General features: G+C 33.4%; 16 protein-coding genes. 7 read left to right on the forward strand and 9 right to left on the reverse strand.

What is annotated here, in order from left to right; translation table 11 throughout:
• Positions 1-52: 52 nt before the first annotated feature.
• A complete protein-coding gene (locus GQR98_RS00275) occupies positions 53-2,296 on the reverse strand; it encodes an efflux RND transporter permease subunit (protein ID WP_159017744.1) in 2,244 nt (747 codons plus the stop codon).
• A gap of 198 nt (positions 2,297-2,494) precedes the next feature.
• Between GQR98_RS00275 and GQR98_RS00280 the strand changes: the two genes are divergently transcribed.
• Positions 2,495-3,316 (forward strand): hypothetical protein, encoded by an 822-nt coding sequence (locus tag GQR98_RS00280; protein ID WP_159017745.1) that lies wholly within the window; start codon positions 2,495-2,497, stop codon positions 3,314-3,316.
• 554 nt (positions 3,317-3,870) lie between these two features.
• Here GQR98_RS00280 and GQR98_RS00285 read toward each other — a convergent pair.
• The 7 genes from GQR98_RS00285 to GQR98_RS00315 form a co-directional block, all read right to left on the reverse strand.
• The gene (locus GQR98_RS00285) at positions 3,871-6,141 is read right to left on the reverse strand and encodes an aconitate hydratase (RefSeq protein ID WP_159017746.1); all 2,271 of its coding nucleotides are present in this window, start codon (positions 6,139-6,141) and stop codon (positions 3,871-3,873) included.
• Between the two features lie 304 nt (positions 6,142-6,445).
• Positions 6,446-9,223 (reverse strand): bifunctional aconitate hydratase 2/2-methylisocitrate dehydratase, encoded by a 2,778-nt coding sequence (locus GQR98_RS00290; protein ID WP_159017747.1) that lies wholly within the window; start codon positions 9,221-9,223, stop codon positions 6,446-6,448.
• A gap of 235 nt (positions 9,224-9,458) precedes the next feature.
• Positions 9,459-10,595, reverse strand: a complete 1,137-nt coding sequence (locus GQR98_RS00295) for an acyltransferase family protein (RefSeq protein WP_159017748.1) — start codon at positions 10,593-10,595, stop codon at positions 9,459-9,461.
• A 25-nt stretch (positions 10,596-10,620) separates the two neighbouring features.
• The gene (locus GQR98_RS00300; protein ID WP_159017749.1) at positions 10,621-11,574 is read right to left on the reverse strand and encodes an AAA family ATPase; all 954 of its coding nucleotides are present in this window, start codon (positions 11,572-11,574) and stop codon (positions 10,621-10,623) included.
• A gap of 4 nt (positions 11,575-11,578) precedes the next feature.
• A complete protein-coding gene (locus GQR98_RS00305) occupies positions 11,579-13,048 on the reverse strand; it encodes a peptidylprolyl isomerase (RefSeq protein WP_159017750.1) in 1,470 nt (489 codons plus the stop codon).
• Positions 13,011-13,865 carry a peptidyl-prolyl cis-trans isomerase gene (locus GQR98_RS00310; RefSeq protein WP_159017751.1) on the reverse strand — a complete coding sequence of 285 codons (855 nt, stop codon included), beginning with the start codon at positions 13,863-13,865 and terminating at the stop codon, positions 13,011-13,013. Before GQR98_RS00310 ends, GQR98_RS00305 begins: the two co-directional genes overlap by 38 nt.
• A gap of 3 nt (positions 13,866-13,868) precedes the next feature.
• The gene (locus GQR98_RS00315) at positions 13,869-15,821 is read right to left on the reverse strand and encodes a peptidylprolyl isomerase (RefSeq protein ID WP_159017752.1); all 1,953 of its coding nucleotides are present in this window, start codon (positions 15,819-15,821) and stop codon (positions 13,869-13,871) included.
• A 136-nt stretch (positions 15,822-15,957) separates the two neighbouring features.
• On the opposite strand from GQR98_RS00315, the gene GQR98_RS00320 reads away from it, so the two are divergent.
• Positions 15,958-16,194, forward strand: coding sequence for a hypothetical protein (locus GQR98_RS00320; RefSeq protein WP_159017753.1), 237 nt, complete (start codon positions 15,958-15,960; stop codon positions 16,192-16,194).
• Positions 16,195-16,203: 9 nt separating this feature from the next.
• On the opposite strand, the gene GQR98_RS00325 is transcribed toward GQR98_RS00320, so the two are convergent.
• Positions 16,204-17,271: a hypothetical protein gene (locus GQR98_RS00325; protein ID WP_159017754.1), complete on the reverse strand. Its 1,068-nt coding sequence runs from the start codon at positions 17,269-17,271 to the stop codon at positions 16,204-16,206.
• Between the two features lie 226 nt (positions 17,272-17,497).
• Here GQR98_RS00325 and GQR98_RS00330 point away from each other — a divergent pair, with 226 nt between their 5' ends.
• The 5 genes from GQR98_RS00330 (at position 17,498) to GQR98_RS19105 (ending at position 21,988) form a co-directional block, all read left to right on the forward strand.
• The gene (locus tag GQR98_RS00330) at positions 17,498-18,394 is read left to right on the forward strand and encodes an ABC transporter ATP-binding protein (RefSeq protein WP_159017755.1); all 897 of its coding nucleotides are present in this window, start codon (positions 17,498-17,500) and stop codon (positions 18,392-18,394) included.
• A gap of 20 nt (positions 18,395-18,414) precedes the next feature.
• On the forward strand, positions 18,415-19,239 hold the full coding sequence (locus GQR98_RS00335; protein WP_159017756.1) for an ABC transporter permease: 825 nt from the start codon (positions 18,415-18,417) through the stop codon (positions 19,237-19,239).
• Between the two features lie 29 nt (positions 19,240-19,268).
• Positions 19,269-20,606: a hypothetical protein gene (locus GQR98_RS19095; protein ID WP_233268054.1), complete on the forward strand. Its 1,338-nt coding sequence runs from the start codon at positions 19,269-19,271 to the stop codon at positions 20,604-20,606.
• A complete protein-coding gene (locus tag GQR98_RS19100; RefSeq protein ID WP_233268055.1) occupies positions 20,578-20,847 on the forward strand; it encodes a hypothetical protein in 270 nt (89 codons plus the stop codon). Before GQR98_RS19095 ends, GQR98_RS19100 begins: the two co-directional genes overlap by 29 nt.
• Positions 20,848-21,103: 256 nt before the next feature.
• A complete protein-coding gene (locus tag GQR98_RS19105; RefSeq protein WP_233268056.1) occupies positions 21,104-21,988 on the forward strand; it encodes a T9SS type B sorting domain-containing protein in 885 nt (294 codons plus the stop codon).

The following is a 21,988-nucleotide window of genomic DNA, read 5'->3' on the forward strand; positions in this document are numbered from 1 at the left end:
TTTCTGTTCCATCTACCAAATAAGATAACCCACAACAATATTTAAGTTCTGCTTAAAGAAACTTTTTAAACCATTTTAATATAACTATCGGAGCCAGAACTAAATCTACAAATAAAGTTATAATCACAATAAGCCCTACCAGTAAACCGAGTATAAAAATTTCTAACGATCCTGAACTCATTAAAATAAAAAAGCCACCAACCAGAATAATACTCGTAGCCAAAATAGCTTTTCCGCATTCTAAAACCGCTGTTTTTATAGCATAGTCTACGGAGCCTCCTTTTTTACGTTCCCATTGAAATTTACTTAAAAGATGAATGGTATCATCTACTGCAATAACAAAACCAACAGTAAAAATAAGTGCAATTTCCGCTCTTAAATCTACTTTAAAAAACCCCATAATTCCAGCCGTTATAATCAACGGAATTAAATTAAGGAATACAGCTAAAATACCTAAAGCCATATTTTTGTAAACTATTCCTAAAGTGATAGACACAATTATTATGGCAATCAAAAGTCCGAAAAATGTATTTTCTATACTTTTCTCTTGAGATATATCGATAAGCATATCAATACCAGATAGCCTTGCCTCTATTGGTTTATTAGCAATTAAACTATTTACATGTGCCAAAATATCAGTATGGATGGCATCAATATCATGCTTTCCAAAATCTTTCATTTGGGCATTAAATTTAAAAATAGTTCGGTTTTTATTAGCTAAATAATCTTTCTTTAAAAGTGAAGCTAGTTCCTTTTCATATTTTTTGATAGTTTTAGAATCTAACGGTAACGGCCGTTCTTTATAGGTATTTGGATAATACGCCTGACTCATAATTTGATAATAATTTACAGGCGATTTTACATCGTTTAAATTAGGATGCTCGGCTAAGTAATTATCAATAGCATAAACCGTTTCTAAAAGTTCAGGCTCATTTAATTTTTTTTCATTTTTAGATGAAAGCACAAGCTCGAACGTACGTGAACCTCCAAAATTATTTTCGAAGAATTTATAACTGCTGTATAAATCTGTTTTTTCAGGAAATGAATAATGACTTCCATTAGTACTTATTAAAGTCATTCCGTAGCAACTTAAGGCAAGAGTCACGGTAAACCCAACAAGTACAGCATTCTGATATTTATAAATTAAATCTAGCTTTTTAAAAAGCTTCGCAGATAATGCCGTAAACGGTTTACTGATGGTAAATAGATTTCCCTTTTTTAGACCGCTAAAAAATATAGGTAAAAAGATAAGCGTTAAAACAAAGGTTAAAATCACTAAAACAGCCGACTCAACTCCAAAATTCCGCATTGCCTGCATGGGAGACATATACAATACTAAAAAACCAACTGCTGTTGTAAACGATGTGATTAAGGTTGTGAACCCAATTTCGCTTAACGCATTTTTAGTTGCTTGCTTAGATGATAATCCTTTTTTAGCTTCAATATCATATTTTATGCACAAATGAATAACATCGGAAACCGCTACAATTAAAATAATAGTCGGAAATAAATTAGACATGGTACTTATAGGTCGCCCCAAAGTAACCATACCACCTAAAAACAAAATAATAACCACCACAACCAACACTATGGGAAATAAAATAGCTGCTGGTCTTTTAAATATGAAAATTAAACTCAGACATAAAAAAATAGAAATCCAAAAACTAAACGTCAGTATCTCTTTAATAAGAATGTTTTTAAACGAAACATCAATAACTTCTCTTCCCCATAAAAACGTGGTAAGTTCGCCGTAATCGGTTCTTAACGCATTAATATCGCCTATTAATTTATCTAAGGGTTTAGTCTCTAAGTTTGGCTCGGTTTCTATCCATAAAAACAACGCGTCGCCTTGTCTATTAATAAAGCTTTTAGGTAACTCATCGCTTAAAATTTTCTTTTTATTATAGGCTAATTTACCGCTATCTTCAATTTTTAAATACGGTACACCAATAATACCAAACATACTTTTTATTGGATAAGACAACGTTCGCAAGCTATTTATCTTTTTTATATTCGGAATCTGTTTTAAGCTATCGGTTAACGCTTCTATTTTATTAAGAAATTCCAAATTGAAAACAGAATCTTGATATTTAACGCCTAATAGAATTAAATTATCCTGACTAGAAAACTCCGATTTCATGTCTTGATAAAAAGTGTAATCGGCATCATCTTCATGAAAAAACTGAGATATATCGGTATCTACCTCAATATTCGGCGCTTTTATTGCTGCAAACGCTACGAGTAAAATTAATATAACTATGTAGATATACCTGTATTTTAAGAGTTTTTCAATCATATGTAATTGCCTCTATTTAGCTTAGAGCATACAAGATACGAAGCACAATTTTACTTTAATAGCCTTTTACCCTATTCTACTTTAAATAGCGGGGTTTTTATTGAAAAGAAACCAATAGATTGTTCTAATTTTGAAGCTTGTTATTAAGCAAGTGGATGTTCTACTGTAATACGTTTGCATCAAATAAATAATAGTAAAATGATAGAATTATTATTCGTAATTAAATTACTAGTTGCTATAACCTTTGTTATCGGCTTATCTATACTTGCTGAAAATGTAAGCCCAAAAGTTGCCGGTATTTTATCGGGATATCCAACGGGATCTGCCATCACTTTATTTTTCTTTGGCTTAGAAGTTAGTCCTGATTTTGCAGCAAAAAGTGCTGTTTATAATATGATGGGCTTAACGGCTGCCCTAACCTTTGTTTATGTGTATTACATAGCCTCTAGGTACTTTAAAAGGTTTAATATTTTGCTATCTTCTTTATCGGCTATAGCGGCGTACTTTGGAGTAGTTTCGTTATTACACCTTATTGAAGTTAATAAATATATAGCAATATTAATCCCAATTACTTTCTCGCTTTTGTTTATTCGTCTTTTTAAAAGTATTGAAAATATTAACATTAAAACTAAGGCTAAACTTAATTATAAAATTCTTTTTGTGCGCGCCTTTTTTGCTGCTTTAATTATTTTAGTGATTACTAGCGTACCCAAGTTTGTTGGGCCAACTTGGGCAGGACTTTTCTCTGCCTTTCCGACAACATTATTTCCGCTTATGCTAATTATTCATTTTACATATTCTAAAGAACATGTGCATACCGTGATAAAAAATGTTCCTATTGGTATGTTTTCTTTAATAATTTATTCGCTTGTTATTTCTATAGTTTATCCACTTTTTGGTATTTATACTGGCACTCTTATTTCCTTTGGAGCAGCTACAGTTTATCTTCTTGTTTATAAGAAAATAAGAAGTCTTTTGGATAAGCGTGAATTGAAAAGACTATCTAAAATAGAAGAATAAAATGGAGACTATAATTAGATGCAAGAAGAGCTCATTTAATATATGGAGGACAAAAAATGTGTGATGTCTCCCATTGTCGACATGACTTTGAGAGCTGTTTTAGGATAAACAATTAATGTTTTTTTTGATATTAAATTAGAACTTCTAAACATATGCTTTAAAACAAGGTCTAAAAATACAAATTCACAGCGTTTAAAATTAGTTTGTCATTTCGACGAAAGGAGAAATCACATGGTAAATTAAGGATGAAAACATGTAATTTATCTTATGGTCGACGTGACTTCCGAACATTTTTATAAAACTCAAAATTATACAATCTAAAACTTCGACTAACAACTCCTTTTGGCTAATACGCCCGCGTTAGGGATTGCAGAGAAAAGCCCACAGCCTGACGAAGGAAGTGCGAGGACTTGCAACGGAAAGCCCGACCTAGGTCCTGATTTTTTTTTCAGGACCTAGGTAACGCCCAAATACCAATTCTAAAACAGGAAACCCTTTTAAAACAAAAAATCCAGCTCGAAAGCCGGATTTTTATTTTTTATGATTTTAGAAAACTATGCTCCGTTTTCTTTTTTAATTAGGTTTAAGGCAGAACCTTCGTTATACCAATCGATTTGTGCATCGTTATAAGTGTGATTCAATTTAATAACATCTTTACTACCATCAGCATGAACGACCTCTAAGGTTAATTGCTTGTCTGGTGCAAATGCGTTTAAATCTGTGAAGTTGAACGTATCATCTTCTTGAATTAAATCGTAATCGCTTTCGTTAGCAAATGTTAAACCTAGCATCCCTTGTTTTTTAAGGTTTGTTTCGTGAATACGTGCAAACGATTTTACAATTACAGCGGCAACACCTAAATGTCTTGGCTCCATGGCTGCATGCTCGCGAGATGATCCTTCACCATAATTATGGTCTCCTACAACAATAGTTTTAATTCCTGCTGCTTTGTAAGCACGCGCTGTATCTGGCACGCCTCCAAAATCGCCTGTTATTTGGTTTTTAACAAAGTTAGTTTTTTGACCAAATGCATTAACGGCTCCAATTAAGCAGTTGTTTGAAATATTATCCAAGTGCCCACGGAAACGTAACCATGGTCCTGCCATAGAAATATGGTCGGTGGTACATTTGCCAAAGGCTTTTATTAATAGTTTTGCTCCCGAGATATTGTTACCAAGCGGTGTAAATGGTGTTAATAATTGTAAACGCTCCGAATCTTCGGCTACTTTTACTTGTACGTGGCTACCATCGGCTTCTGGTGCTAGGTATCCATTATCTTTTACTTCGAATCCTTTTGGTGGTAATTCCCATCCTGTTGGCTCATCGAACATCACTTCTTCACCATTCTCATTAATCAACTTATCTGTCATTGGATTGAAGTCTAAACGACCTGCAATGGCAATGGCTGCAGTAATTTCTGGAGAAGCTACAAAGGCGTGTGTATTTGGATTTCCATCGGCACGTTTAGCAAAGTTTCGGTTAAACGAATGTACAATGCTGTTTTTTGGTGCGTTTTTTGGATCGCTATATCTTGCCCATTGTCCAATACATGGTCCGCAGGCATTTGTAAATATTTTTGCATCTAGATTTTCGAAAATCCCTAAAATACCATCACGATCTGCTGTGTAGCGTACTTGCTCTGATCCTGGATTAATACCTAGTTCCGATTTCATTTTTAAACCTTTATCTAAGGCTTGTTGTGCTATGGATGATGCACGAGATAAATCTTCGTAAGATGAGTTGGTACAAGAACCAATTAAACCCCATTCTACTTTTAAAGGCCACTCGTTAGCGGTTGCTTTCTCATTCATATCCTTACCAACTGGCGTAGATAAATCTGGCGTGAAAGGTCCGTTTAATAATGGACTTAATTCTGATAAATTAATTTCAATAAGTTCATCGAAATATTGTTCTGGGTTTGCGTATACTTCAGCATCTCCCGTTAAATGTTCTTTAACGGCGTTTGCAGCATCTGCAACATCGCTTCTATCGGTTGCACGTAAATAACGCTCCATAGACTCATCGTACCCAAAAGTAGAGGTTGTAGCGCCTATTTCGGCTCCCATATTACAAATGGTTCCTTTACCTGTACACGACATTGATGTTGCTCCAGGTCCAAAGTATTCTACAATAGCTCCAGTTCCTCCTTTTGCAGTAAGAATTCCGGCTACTTTTAAAATCACATCTTTTGGCGCTGTCCATCCTGATAATTTACCAGTTAACTTAACACCAATTAATTTAGGGAATTTAAGTTCCCAAGCCATTCCGGCCATAACGTCTACCGCATCGGCTCCACCAACACCAATTGCGACCATACCTAAACCACCAGCATTTACTGTGTGGGAATCGGTACCAATCATCATTCCTCCTGGGAATGCATAATTTTCTAAAACGACTTGATGAATAATACCGGCGCCTGGTTTCCAAAAACCAATACCATATTTATTTGATACAGATTCTAAGAAATTAAAAACTTCGCTACTCACAGAGTTGGCGTGTTTTAAATCGGTTGCTGCACCATCTTTAGCTTGTATTAAGTGATCGCAATGCACCGTTGTTGGTACAGCGACTTTAGTTTTTCCGGCTTGCATAAATTGCAAAAGAGCCATTTGTGCTGTTGCATCTTGGCAAGCAATTCTATCTGGCGCAAAATCTACATAATCCTTACCTCGCGAGAATGCTTTGGTAGGGTTTCCGTCCCACAAGTGAGAATATAAAATCTTTTCAGAAAGTGTTAATGGTTTACCTACAATGCTTCGTGCTTTGTCTACACGTTGAGCCATTTTGGTATAAACCTCCTTAATCATGTCGATGTCAAATGCCATAAAATATTTGTTTTTTTGTTATTTGAATTTTAATTACTACAATGTACAAAATATTGAATTATTACAATCATATTTTCACATTTTGATAACGTTTAATAATTTCTAAGACCATCATCGCTTTTCGAATACTTAACTTCAAGAATTAATAAATACAAGGTGATGTACGTCTTTTGATATAATTTCGAAATTACCACTTTTACACTTTTGAACTTAACTTAAAACAAAATATAATTAACTGTATTAAACAAAAAAATCCCGAGTCTAAAGACTCGGGATTTTAAGATATTATAATAAAACCTTTTAATTAGCTTACTAGTTGCTTTGTAGAAGGTTTAAACTTCGTTAATACAATACCGTCAACAGCAGCTTCATACTCTGCCATAGTTGGTGTTCTACCTAAAATTGTAGATAGTACTACAACAGGTGTAGATGATAATAAAGATTCACCTTTTTTCTCACCAGTATCTTTTACAACACGACCTTGGAATAAACGCGTAGATGTCGCCATTACCGTATCTCCTGGTTCTGCTTTTTCTTGGTTACCCATACAAAGGTTACAACCTGGACGCTCTAAATACAACATGTTTTCGTATTTAGTACGTGCTAAACCTTTTGGTGCGCTATCGTCAAACTCAAATCCTGAGTATTTAACTAAAACATCCCAATCGCCTTCAGCTTTCAACTCATCAACAATATTATATGTTGGAGGTGCCACTACTAAAGGTGCTTTAAATTCAACTTTACCGTGTTGTGCTTCAATGTTTTTCAACATTTGAGCTAATATTTTCATATCCCCTTTGTGTACCATACAAGACCCTACGAAACCTAAATCTACTTTTTTAGTTCCTCCGTAGAAAGATAATGGACGAATAGTATCGTGTGTATAACGTTTAGATACATCATCATTATTTACATCTGGATCGGCAATCATTGGTTCAGCAATTTCGTCTAAATCAATAACAACATCAGCATAATAGTTTGCATCAGCATCTGGTTTTAAAGCTGGTTTAATACCTGTCTTTAATTCCTGTATTCTAGCATTTGCTTTATCAACTAAACCTTGAAGTACTTTATTGTCATTATCCATACCCTTATCAATCATGATTTGGATACGACCTTTTGAAATTTCTAATGATTCAATCAATGTTTCTTCTTCAGAGATACAAATCGAAGCCTTAGCTTTCATCTCAGCAGTCCAATCTGTAAATGTAAAAGCTTGATCGGCAGTAAGCGTTCCAATATGAACCTCAATGATTCTTCCTTGGAATACGTTTTCTCCACCAAACTGCTTTAACATTTGTTGTTGTGTAGCGTGTACCACATCACGGAAATCCATGAAGCTTCTCATTTCACCTTTAAAAGTAACCTTTACAGATTCTGGAATTGGCATAGTAGCCTCACCTGTAGCTAATGCTAAGGCAACAGTTCCTGAATCGGCTCCAAAAGCAACACCTTTAGACATACGTGTGTGAGAATCTCCACCAATAATAATATCCCAATCATCAACAGTAATATCATTTAATACTTTATGAATAACATCGGTCATCGCGTGATATTGTCCTTTAGGATCACGTGCAGTAATTAAACCAAAATCGTTCATAAAACTCATTAATCTTGGAATGTTAGCCTTAGATCTATCATCCCAAACAGAAGCTGTATGACAACCCGATTGGTAACCCGCATCAACAATTGGAGAAATGATAGTCGCTGCCATCATCTCTAATTCTTGAGACGTCATTAAACCTGTAGTATCTTGAGACCCTACAATGTTTACTTCAACACGCACATTAGAACCTGCATGTAATGTTTTACCTGGAGTATTTCCAACAGCATTTTTGTTGAATATTTTTTCAACAGCTGTTAAACCTTGTCCTTCTACAGATACTTCTTTAGAAGGTGCATATACTTGAGGAATATCGATTTCTAATATTTTACAAGCTAAAGTTTGTAATTTTTTACCGAAAACAACAGCGTAAGATCCTCCTGCCTTGATAAACTCCATTTTAGGTGGTGTTAATGCAGCTGAGATATCTTTTAACTCTTTATCTCCGTTATATAATTTTTTTGTTTTTGTATTAATCGTTAATACTGTACCTGTGGCTACAGAATAAACTTCTTCTAAAACGGGTTCTCCATCTGCATCTACAACAGTATTACCTTCTGCATCTTTCTTTTGTACCCAGTTTTTTAAATCGATACCAATACCACCTGTTACTCCAACAGTTGTTAAGAAAATTGGCGCAATACCATTTGTACCAGCAATTACTGGAGCAAAATTGATAAAAGGAACATAAGGACTAAAAGGAACACCGGTCCATAACGCTACGTTATTTACACCAGACATTCTAGAAGATCCAACTCCCATAGTACCTTTTTCTGCAATTAACATCACACGTTTATCTGGGTGTTGCTCTTTTAAAGCTAACAATTCGTTTTGCATGTCTTTGTTATGCTCAAACATACATTGACCGTGTAATTCACGATCTGATCTTGAGTGTGCATCTGCACCAGGAGATAATAAATCTGTAGAAATATCACCTACACCTGCGATATAAGTTACTATTTCTATTTTTTCTTCAACATCTGGTAGTTTTGTAAAAAACTCAGCTTGCGAATAACTTTCTAATAATTCTTTGGCAATTGGGTTTCCTGCTTTGAAAGCATTCTCTAAAAGCGCCATGTCTGCCTCGTATAAAAACACTTGTGTCTTTAAAACTTTTGCAGCATCTGCAGCAATAGCAGCATCTTCACCTAAAGCTAAATCAAGTAAAACTTCAATAGAAGGTCCACCTTTCATGTGTGATAATTGTTCAAAAGCAAAAGCCGGTGTAATTTCTTCTACAACAGATTCACCAAGAATAATTTCTTTTAAAAACTTAGCTTTTACAGCAGCAGCACTCGTGGTTCCAGGTAGAACATTATAAATAAAGAAATTTAGAGAATCTTCTCTATATTCATTATTCACATCTTTAATTTGCGCAATAATTTCGCTAAGTAATTCAGCGCCATCTATTGGCTGTGGGTTAAGCCCTTGACCTTTTCGTTCTTCGATCTGCTTAATGTAATCCTTATAAGTATTCATGAAAGAAATATTTACGGTGTTAGTTTAGGCTCGAATTACCAAATTCAGAGCCCGATAGTTTATTTAAGTTTAATTTTTTAAGTCTTGCAAACTTAAAAAATTTAAAGCAAAGTTTTAAAAAGAAACAACGTAATACAACAACTAATTATAGTTTATTATTATAATGCCATTTTAAATTAATATGACTATTTATATTTCACGTTTTTAATAAAAAAAATAGCAATATCTTAAGTAATTAACAAAAATACTTGTTAATAAATCGTGAATTCCTAAAACTCATTATTGGTTTTTCGAAATACGTATAAAGTATGTAGGAAAAAAAGAAAGAAGCACCCCAATAGAACATTAAAATCATCACTCTTTCAATGCTCGAAAAGGTTTCAATGTTAAATATTCGCTGTAGCGGAAGTAAAATTAAAGAGTAATTTAAAAGATACAGCGCGTAAGAAATTAAACTAATAAAAGTGATTTGTTTTTTGAACACAGTACCTTTTATCCAATTGGAAAAAACAGGAAATAATAAGAGCAAACTAATAGATAATAATGGCAAATAAAAAACAGTGTAAAATAACGGATGTGTTTGTGGTTGACAATTGAAAATAAAGATGAAACCATGCATGACAAAAAATAAAATAAGCCCACAAATAAATGCACATGTTTTATACCGATTCCATAGCAAACGGCATTTAGAAAAAAGATAAGCAGCAAAAAAACCGTAATAAATACTATCTATTCGGTATACAACTACCTTTCTAACTTGATGGCTCCATGCTTTATAAGATGATATATCATTCTCGAAATAAAATAATAAACGCGCCAAAAACACAGCGAGAATAACAACTAAAGTCACCAAGAGAAATAAATTGTTTCTCGTTACCGATTTACTAAACTGGATAACCGCTAAAAGCAAAACAGGAACCAAAAGGTATGCAAACTCCTCGATAGATAAACTCCAAGACTCTGTAAAAAAGTCGGGCATAGCTGTTTTAAAATTTTGAATAAAAAGAAAAAAACTACCGATACCTGCTATAATTTCTTTATTAAAAAGATAAAACACGAGGATGTTTAACAGAAGGACTAAAAAATAATTTGGCAACGTTTTAAACCAACGCCTAACCCAAAATCGCATAAAATCTATAGGTGTCGTTTTATTATTATCAATATTTTTGATAATAATACCACCTATAAGAAATCCACTTAACACAAAAAAGAGATCCACACCAATAGCTCCAAAAAACTGGATTACGCTTATAATAAAATGAGATTCATTTGGAAATAATAACAGCGTGGAATGCGAACATAATACGAGTAATATGGCTGTAGCCCTAACAATGTCTAATCCAAAAATTCTATGCTGTACATTTATAGACATGAGTTAGAATTCTTGTGTAAAACGTTTAGAACAAACTCTTAATAATATCAGTTTCTGAAATGCCTTCGGCTTCGGCTTTGTAATTTTTAATAATACGGTGTCTTAATATACCTTCTGCAACAGCTTGTACATTTTCTATATCTGGAGAAAATTTACCATTTACAGCTGCATGTGTTTTTGCTGCCAAAATTAAATTTTGAGAAGCTCTAGGTCCGGCACCCCAATCTAAATAATTTTTAACTATTTCTGGAGCCTGATCACTATTTGGTCTTGTTTTACCAACCATAGCAACAGCATATTCTATAACATTATCTGCGACAGGAATACGACGAATTAAATGCTGAAAATCGACAATTTGTTGTGCAGAAAACAAGGCATTAACCGTAACCTTATTATCATTTGTAGTTGATTTTACTACCTGTACTTCTTCTTCAAAAGTTGGGTAATCTAAATTAATAGCAAACATAAAACGGTCTAACTGCGCTTCGGGTAACGGGTAGGTACCCTCCTGCTCAATTGGATTTTGAGTTGCTAATACAAAATAAGGTAAATCTAGTTTATAATGATGCCCTGCAACAGTAACAGCACGTTCTTGCATAGCCTCTAAAAGTGCAGCTTGCGTTTTAGGCGGTGTTCTATTTATTTCATCTGCTAAAATAATATTAGCAAAAATAGGGCCTTTTATAAATTTGAAACGACGATCTTCATCTAGAATTTCACTACCTAAAATATCACTAGGCATTAAATCTGGAGTAAACTGAATACGTTTAAAATCTAGACCTAAGGCTTGTGCAATAGTATTTACCATTAAGGTTTTTGCTAATCCAGGCACACCAATAAGTAAGGCGTGACCTCCAGAAAACACAGAAATTAAAATTTGGTTTACAACCGCATCTTGACCTACAATTACCTTGGCAACTTCAGTCTTTAATGCTTTAAATTGTTTTACAAATTGTTCAATGGCAGCTACATCGGACATAGATTTATTTTTTTAACCAGTTACCAGAAAAATCGCAATCTCTATATTTAGATCCAATCTTGATATAAGTATCTTCAATTTTCTCTGTTTGCCAATCTTCGATCGCTTTAATTTTCTTTTCGTCTAGAGCAAGTTCTCTAATTTTTAAGTAATCGCGAGCATAGTTTGCTTCATGCTCATTGATTCTATCGGTTACTCTTAATATCTTAAACTTAACATTTCCGGTTCTGTCTTGCTCTGTTAAAACTAAACTAACTTCACCTTCTTTTAAATCTTGAATTTGAGAATATAATTCTGTATCTAATTTAGTTAATTCGAAGTTGTAATCTTGAGTCGCTGGGTTTATTAATTGCCCACCATCATTTCTAGTTTCTTTTTCATCACTAGCTTCACGAGCGGCATCTGCAAAAGTAATTGCGCCACTTTCAATACGTTCTCTTACTTTTTCAAGACGTTCTTTAGCCTCTGCTATAGCTTCAGTAGAAACTTTAGGTGTTAATAGTATATGACTTACATCGTACTCTTGACCTCTAATTTTATCTACTGTAATAATATGGTAACCAAAATCTGATTTAAATGGTTCTGAAATCTCTCCTTCTTGAAGAGCAAAAGCCACTTGACGGAATTCTTTAACCATTCTAGGCTTCTTCTTGTTTAGTGTATATTTTCCACCACGACTAGCTGATCCAGGATCTTCAGAATATAGTACCGCTTTAGAACGGAAACTTGCACCTTTTTCAATAATGTCTGCCTTAAACTGCTTTAATCTATCTATTACACGTTGCTCCTCTTCATCTGAAACTTTAGGCTCCGAAACAATTTGAGCTACTTTAAGTTCTGTTCCAAATGTTGGACGATCTTCTTTAGGAATTTTAGAGAAAAATAAACGAACTTCTTCTGGAGTTACTTCAATTTCCGAAACAATTTTAGCTTGCATTTCTTGAGCTAATTTATTCTTCTTATTAATTTCGAACATTTCTTCACGAACTGCTTTCTCAGTATCCTTTTCATAAAGAGCCAATAAACGTTTCATGTCACCGTTTAGTTCGGCTAAAAACTGTTCCATTTGGTAATCTACCATACTACGGATTTCAGCATCAGAAACTATAATACTATCTTGTATAGCGTGATGCGCATACAATTTATCCTCTAGCAACTTACCAAATAACTGGCAAGACTCTATATCTTTTACATTGACACCTTGTGCTTCTAATTGTAAATACGTTTTATCCACATCAGATTCTAACACAATAAAATCACCAACTACAGCAGCAACTGCATCTACTTTTTGCTTTTTGTAATCGCTTGGCACATCACTTTTAGTGTTTTGTACTAAGGTTGTAGAGTCTACTTTTGCAACAACATCCTCTTCAATAATTTCTTGTGCAAATGCTGCGTTTCCTAAACATAGTAAAGCAACAGTAGTAAATTTTAGGTTATTTATAAATTTCAAATTCTTTATTTTTAATAGCATCCTTAGTAATGTCTTTTTCTAATTTTTTAATAAGTTCTAATTTACGTCTATTTCTAACAATTTGATTAATTGTTGGCGTTACAAATTCTAGCGGCGCCGTATCATTTCGTAATAAAACATCATTAATTTGCATCAAATATACTCCTAATGAATCTTTGAGCTGTACAAAATTAGATTTTTTTAACAGTTGATTTTTATTTTCGGGTGTAATCGCAGGAATTTTACTAATAACTTGGCTTGCTTTTATCCAAATGGTGTCGTTTAAGGAATAGGATTTAAACTGAATAGACATAGAATCAAGTTCTCTTTTATCCGTTTTATTAAAACGCTTGAATTTTTTCTCAATACCGCTATAATCAATAATGTTTTCATCTACATGAATATATCGAAATTGTAGTAATTCTTCGTTCAATTTAAAAACATCTTTATTTTTATTATAATAAGCCTCTGCCATGCTTCGGTTAACAACAGTATCTAGGCTCCTACTTACCAAAGCTTCAATATACGCTTTAGTGTATAAATCCGTTTTATACTGTTTCACCAACTTATCAAAACCAGCTTGTTTTTCTTCACTTAAATTAACCAAAGCACCATCTAGAAATAACTGTTTTGTTGCCCAATTATTGATATAATTTTGCACTAAAACAGCACTATCTTCTTTTGTGCTTGCTTCGGAAACTAATTGAGACACATCCTCCTTATATAGGTACGAATTATTTACCCTAGCAATAGGTTCACGATTTTCTTCTTCTTTCAACGAGAAATCACAAGACACCATAAACGATGCTAAAAGGACTAAAATTATTATTTTCTGCATCTGTTATTTTTCTATTTCAGATTTCACCTTTTTCAAGATGTCTTTATTAACCACTACTTTGTATTTATCGGCTAGTGATTTAACCCATTTGGCTTCTTTTTCATTTTGATAATCTGAAATTACAGTTCCTTTTGCTTCTTCTAAAGTTTTTTCAGTTTCTGGAAGAATATCTTTTACCTGAACCACTTCGAAAGCATCGTTATGTCTAAAAATTTTAGACATCCCTTTCTTGAACTTAAACCCTTTTGGAAGCGCCTGATGTTCGGCATCCATAATACCCGATGTAAAAATAACTTCTACACTATCATTACTATTTACTAAATTTTTAATACGGTCTAAAGACATATTTTCTTCTAGTAATTTTGAAACCTTTTTCAACGTTTTTTGTTTAGTTGAAGAAGCAACAACGGCATCAATTCTTTCAGGTAAAATATACTTCTTTTTATTTGAATTATAGAACTCCTGAATATCTAAAGAATCGGTTTTTGAAGCATTCCAAATAGTATTTTCCATTAAATCGAAAAGCAACAAACCATCGCGATACTCGTTAACAACATTTGCGAATTCTGAGTTTACCTCTTCTAAATGCGCTTCGTGATACTCCACTAAACTTTTATTAAAAAACTCAGTATATTTTCCTGAAACAATATAATTAAACGGCGTACGCTCACTAAGAATACGTTGCGTTTTCACAAGATGGTTTCCAAAATCTTTATAAGTATAATTTGTTTCACCAATGGTAAATAAAATATTATCGGCTTCAAAATTTGATGGTAATTTCCATTTACGCTTGTAATAATCTGCATTTAAAACCGAAACAAAATAATCGAGATTGGGTTGCTCATTATTTAAGTTATACGTTTTCTTTAACTTGTTATACAAAGCATCATCAATACGTTTAGAGCGCTCATCACGTTGAACTTTTTGAACCAATTCCGTTTTAATATCTTTAAAATCTGCAACAGGCTTCTTGTTATATAGTTTAACAATGTGCCAACCGTACTGTGTTTTAAATGGTTTTGAAACCGTCCCAACTTCATCCAAACTAAAAGCAACTTCTTCAAATTTCACAGTGCTTAACTGACCTCCAGAAAAGGGAGGCATTAACCCACCTTTTGAAGCTGAACTTTTATCATCTGAAAACTGTTTTGCCAAAGCCTCAAAATCTTCACCTTGATTTATTTTTTTATAAATATCTTGAATTCTAGTTTCCGGGTTTTCGGCAGTAACATCACCTTCCTTATTAACCACCATAATATGTGCAACCGTGCGTTCGCCACGAGATTCACGCTTATCCTGCACATTAACAATATGGTATCCAAAACGCGTTCTAAAAGGTTGAGATGTTTCGCCTACTGCAGTATCAAAAGCAGCATTCTCAAAGGCGTAAACCATTTTAAACCCATTAAACCAACCTAATTGTTCTGCAATTACTGCTTTGCCATCGGCTGTTTGCGTCATTACATTTTCAAAACCCTCATTTAAAGTAGTTTCGCGCAATTTGGTGATTTTATTAAAGGCAGCTAAAGTATCTATTGGAGAAGCATCTTCAGATAATAAAACTAAAATATGCTGTGCTTTTACATCATTAGAAATACGATGGTAAGCCTCTTCAACTAAAGCTTCGGTAACCGTATTATCGGTCATGAAATTTTTGGCTAATTGTTTTCGGTAGGTTAATAGTTCGCGTTTATAACTTGCTTTTTTATCTAACCCGAGCGTTTTAGCTTCCTTTAACTTTAGCTTATAATTTGTAAAAAGTTCTAAATAAGCATTTACATCTTTTTGAGATTCATCTTGAACTAAATCTAAGTTCTTGTTGTAAACATTCATAAATTCAGATACATAAACTGGATCGCCACCAACCTCTAGTAACACCTCTTTATCCGCTGTTTGAGCATTCAATAAAAAACAAAAAAAGAACGGAATTTGAATAAAAAAATATTTAAACTTCATTTGAAAATATAAATTTTTAATAAAAACAAAAATAGTAATATAAAGCTATAAAGCAAGTTGCTTTAACAAACGTTTAAAAAACATAAATATTACACTTTTTGAAGTATATTTGAACCAGCAAACCACAACAATAAGCATGCACAAACTTAAACTTATCTGGGATTTTAGAGGGCCAAACGGGCAACGAACAGCAGAACACCATCTTATCCATTTAAAAGAATACATTGCCATAGAAAAACTAGACATTAGTATTACTGGTGTTGAAATTTTAAGCGAAATGCACACAATTGCATTTTTAGTTGTGGATGAGGCTGATATGAAACCTATTCGAGATGCGCTAAAACCACACCGAGGACAAGTTTATACAGCCTAAGTAAACCTTTTAATTATTGTAAAACCCTTTTGGATTAACATTCTCGTAATTATGGGTTAAAAACCTAAGCGTATTCTTTAAAATATCGCCCATGTTTTTACAGTTTTTAAACTCAATATCTTGTGTGTAATCGAATATTTTAGACTTTAATAAAGTAATATTCTCTTCGTTAGAGATGGTATCTTCATACATACAGGTTAGCAACTCTTCAATTCTATCTTTAAAACTTTTTAATCGTTTTACCAAAATAGAACGCTCTTCAATTTTGTATTGATCTATGGAGAATTTCTGAACGCGTTTAGTCACCAGTTCTACCATTTTAAAGTTCTCTTTAAAAAACTGAGGTCTGTATATATTTAGCTTCCCTTCGTAAGATTGCTGATCGAAATCTATAGCACGAATTTTATAAACTACGTGGTCAAAATCGTGTGTAGGCACAATAACGTAATTGTAAGATCGCATGTCTCCCAAAAGCCTAATCATGCAACGCTCATTAAACTTCACAAACTCTTTAGCAATTTGAGTTTTTTCAGAATTACTACATTTTGGTAAAAAGTTTTTTATAAACTCATCGCCGGGTATTCCTGCAATATGTTCTTCAATTAAAGTGTTTTCGTAAACCAGAAAATTCAAATTATACGGCGAAAGCATATGCTCTAACTCTAAACCATAAACACGAGAAGCATCGGCCGTTTTAATATAGAAATAAGTGTAATTATCGTTTAAAACATTACGGATTTTTATACGGAAAGGTTTAGAGTTTCCGAAGGTGCAAAAATCTATAGCATCAACACTTAGGAATTGAAAAATATTCTCATTTCCATCAGAATGCAGAATGGTATATACTTTTTTTAGAGATTGATCAATTTCTTGACGCTCAAACTCATTATAATATACCCGAATCCATAGCGTATCATTATCATCTTTATCATAAACCACTATCGAGCCTTGAAAACGTAACAAATCATCATAAAAAATTGGAATTTTTGTATTTCTATTATATTCCAAAAGATAATTATGTAATTTTTCAGTAATCGGAAACGATGGTTTCCTCTTCGATATTTTTAAATCTTCCATAGCATGTAAATATATCTAAAAATAAAATATTTTCGGCTAATTAAAATAATCTACTCACTTTATTATTCATTCATATTAAAAATGACTAAAATTAATAATGATAATGCTATTCCTTATATATTAATCTTTTATTCCTTTTCTTGTAACAAATTAGAAAACGGGTCGTCGTACTAAAAAACTAACACATGCCAGCGCTTTAAAATGCAGGCTTTAAAAACTACATAGTTTGGAATCTATATTAACCATCAAGAATCTCACCAAAAAATTCGGTTATTTAACAGCCGTTAAAGATTTATCTTTCACCATTAACAAAGGCAATGTTTATGGCATTTTAGGGCCAAATGGCAGTGGAAAATCAACTACTTTAGGTATTGTTTTAAATGTAGTCAATAAAACAGAAGGTAGCTTTCATTGGTTCGATGGTAACACCTCAACACACGATGCTTTAAAAAAGGTAGGCGCCATTATTGAACGCCCGAATTTTTATCCGTACATGACGGCTGCACAAAACTTAAAACTGGTTTGTAAAATAAAAGGTGTTGGGTTAAATAAAATTGAAGAAAAACTAGAAGTTGTTGGGCTTTTAGATCGAAAAGATCACAAATTCAGCACCTATTCTTTAGGTATGAAACAGCGTTTAGCTATTGCTTCTGCCCTATTAAACGATCCTGAAATACTAATTTTAGACGAACCTACAAATGGGTTAGACCCACAAGGTATTCACCAAATTAGAGAAATTATAAAACAAATTGCAGCCAAAGGCACCACTATTTTATTGGCTTCGCATTTATTAGATGAAGTTGAAAAAGTTTGCTCGCACGTTGTTGTTTTGCGAAAAGGTGTGAAGTTATATTCTGGCCGTGTAGACGAAATGATTTCTAGCCATGGCTTTTTTGAATTGAAATGCAATAAAGAAACTGAACTGATTGCTTTTATTGAAAAGCATCCATCATTCTCGAATACAAAAACCGATAGTGGTTTAATAACAGCTTTTCTTAAAGAACCATTAAGCTCGGAAGATTTTAATAAACAACTTTTTGAAAACGGTATAATTCTTACCCATTTAGTGCAGCGTAAAGAGAGTTTAGAAGAGCAATTTTTACAATTAACAGATAACAACTAATACAACCAAAAGCAAAACTCATGTTCAGACTTTTAAACCTAGAATTACAAAAGCTTTTACTAAATAGAACCAGCAAAGTTTTAATTTTTGTGTCGTTTATTTTACCGTTTTTCGTTATTCTTTTATCCTCTATAAAAATAAATGTTTTTGGCTTTTTCACTTTAGAACTAGGTGAATTAGGCGTTTTCAATTTTCCTATAATTTGGCATTTAACCACGTTTTTTGCTTCGCAATTTAAATTCTTTTTCGCCATTGTTGTGGTAAGCATGATTGGTAATGAATATAGCAACAAGACCATAAAACAAAACCTCATTGACGGCTTAAGTAAAAAGGAATTTATTTTATCTAAATTCTATGCTATTGCTTTCTTTTCATTTATTTCTACTGTACTTATTGGACTTATTTCATTCTGTATTGGCATGTATTATTCTAGTTATGACCAGGTTGACATTATATTTAGAGAAACCAATTTTTTATTAGCTTATTTCGTAAAATTATTAGGCTTTTTTAGCTTGTGTTTATTTTTCGGAATGCTTGTAAAACGTTCGGCTTTTGCATTGGCTTTCTTATTTATTTTATTTATTTCTGAATGGATTATTTTCGGATTAATTACATGGCAATTCGATCATCATGTGGCTACTAAAATTCAAAATTTCTTTCCGTTACAATCTATGTACAATTTAATAGAGCAACCTTTTCAACGTGTGGCCATGTCCAAATTCCCTGAAAAGGCAGAACTAGCATACGATTATTTAGTACATTGGTATGAAATCGCTATTGTTCTTGGCTGGACCGCTCTATTTGTATTTTTATCGTTTAAATTATTAAAAAAGCGCGATTTGTAATATATTTGATAGCTATTGCTATTATTTAGATGAAAAAAAACATACTACTCGCTTTATTCTTTTTAGTTGGATTTAATATCTATGCTCAAAGTGAAGCATCTACCTGGTATTTTGGCTATAACAGCGGCATTAAATTCGATTTAGCCTCTAATAGTATTACCTCGCTTAGTGATGGAAAACTAAACACTTTTGAAGGTTGCGCGACCATTTCGGATGAGTTTGGCGACTTACTTTTCTATACCGATGGTACAACCGTTTGGAATAGAAACCACGACATCATGAACAACGGCAGTGGTTTATTTGGAGATCCTTCGAGTACGCAATCGGCTATTATTGTTCCTAAACCTAACAACGAAAACATCTACTATATTTTTACTGTTGACGACCACAATAATAACGAGGCCCATTTTGGATTAAATTATTCTGAAGTTGATATCACTCTAGATGGTGGCTTAGGTGAAGTTACTACTAAAAACGTTAATTTATTAAACGATTGTTCTGAAAAAATCACCGCTGTTTTAAAAGATTGTATCACCAATTCTATTTGGGTAATTGCTTATGCATCAGTCGATGGAAATCCTGGAGATTTAGATACCTTTTATGCCTATGAAGTTGATAGTGCTGGTGTACAAAACAAACCAGTTAAATCTACTTTTAAATTACCATCTTCCATTTTTATAGATTATCGAGGCTATTTAAAACTATCGCCAGATGGCACCAAGGTAGCCATTAGCCATGTCTCAAATGGTATGTATTTATACGATTTTGATGTTGCTACAGGTATTGTTAGCAACCAATTGCCTATACCTATTTCTGGTTTTGCAAACAAGGCTTACGGACTAGAATTCTCACCAAATAGTGAATTACTTTATGTGAGTACATACAACGATTTTTCGGACAACAGTAACCCACAAGCCAGCGAAGACCCAAACAATCACGAATCTAAACTTATACAATATAATTTACTTGCAACAGATATTGTGAATTCTGCATTAACACTAGACGACAGACGCCTTTTTAGAGGTGGTTTACAGCTTGCTCCAAACGGAAAAATATACAGAGCATTAAGTGCCACATACAGACAAGGCTTACCATATTTAGCAGTAATAAATAACCCAAACGAATTAGGCCCGGCTAGTAACTATCAGCATAATGCTGTAAACTTATCGCCTAATTTATCCTCGCAAGGTTTACCTCCTTTTATTCAGTCTTTTTTCAATACAAAAATTGATATTATTAAGAATTCAAAAAGCACTATTAATCTCGATTTGTGCGAAAACGACACCTATACTCTAGCTGCCGATAATATTGCCGGCGCAACGTATACTTGGTCTATGAATGGCTTACCGCTTACAGACAAGTGCTAGCCTATTTATTAATGCCAGCGGACATTATGAAGTTTACATAGACCCCAATAATGGCGATTGTGCTTTAGAGGGAGAAGCTTACGTTAATTTTAACGAAAACCCCGAAGCCTTCGATTACACGTTATTACAATGTGATGAAGATGGATTAAAAGATGATAGAACAACGTTTGTTTTAACCCAAGCCAATGAAGCCTTAACAGGAAAATGTAGCCGACTTAGAAACTCGTTTTTATTCCGATAGTGCTAGAACTTTAGAAATAGATGGTACGAGCTACAACAACACCTCAAACCCTCAAATTATTTATGTTGAAGTTTACAATCCAACAACCACTTGTTTTGATAATTCTGAATTAACAATTGCAGTAAGTTCCACCGACTCTAAGGATGCTGAGTTAATTTTATGCGATGATGATGGCACTGAAGATGGTTTTCAATCCTTTGATTTAAATGATGCCGATGTACAACTTACAGATGGATTACCTGCCGGTTTAACCATTTTGTATTTTGAAAATTATACCGATGCCTTATTAGAAGAAAATAATCTAAACAACATTTACACCAATACAACAGCCTACTCACAAACCCTTTTTGCACGTATAGAAAATGCTAATAATTGTTATGGTATAAGCGAAATTGAACTCACAGTTAACGAACTACCACAAATAGAAACTGAAGCTTTGTTTTTCTATTGCATTAATAAATTCCCTGAAACTATTGCTATAAACGCTGGCTTAACAAACGGTTTCTCTAGTAATTACACATACAATTGGTCTACGTCAGAGAATACATATACTATAGATATTAACGAAACTGGCACTTATACAGTTACCGTTACCAATGCCGTTGGATGTTCTAAAACTAGAACCATAACTATTGAAGGCGCCAATATTGCGACTATAGATAATATCGAAATTAAAGATGTATCAACCAATAATAGCATAACCGTTATGGCTTCGGGTGAAGGCGAGTATGAGTATAGATTATTAAACAGCAATAATGTGGTAATTGCTCCATACCAAAGCGAGCCGGTTTTCGAAAATGTATTCCCTGGAGTTTACACGGTTTCTGTTAACGATACAAAAAACGATTGTGGTGCTATTAATCAAAAAGCCCATGTTATAGGGTTTCCAAAGTTTTTCACACCTAATAATGATGGTTTTCATGATACGTGGAAAATCTACGGTATATCAAGTGACAATCAACCCAACTCGGAAATTTTAATTTATAACCGCTACGGAAAATTATTAAAAACACTAAGCCCCGAGGACACCGGATGGAACGGTCGTTTTAATGGCGCATTATTACCTGCCGATGATTATTGGTTTGTTATTCAATTGGAAGATGGTCGCATACATAAAGATCATTTTACTTTAAAATATTAA

It is taken from the genome of Algibacter sp. L3A6, from assembly GCF_009796825.1.
GTDB lineage: Bacteria > Bacteroidota > Bacteroidia > Flavobacteriales > Flavobacteriaceae > Algibacter.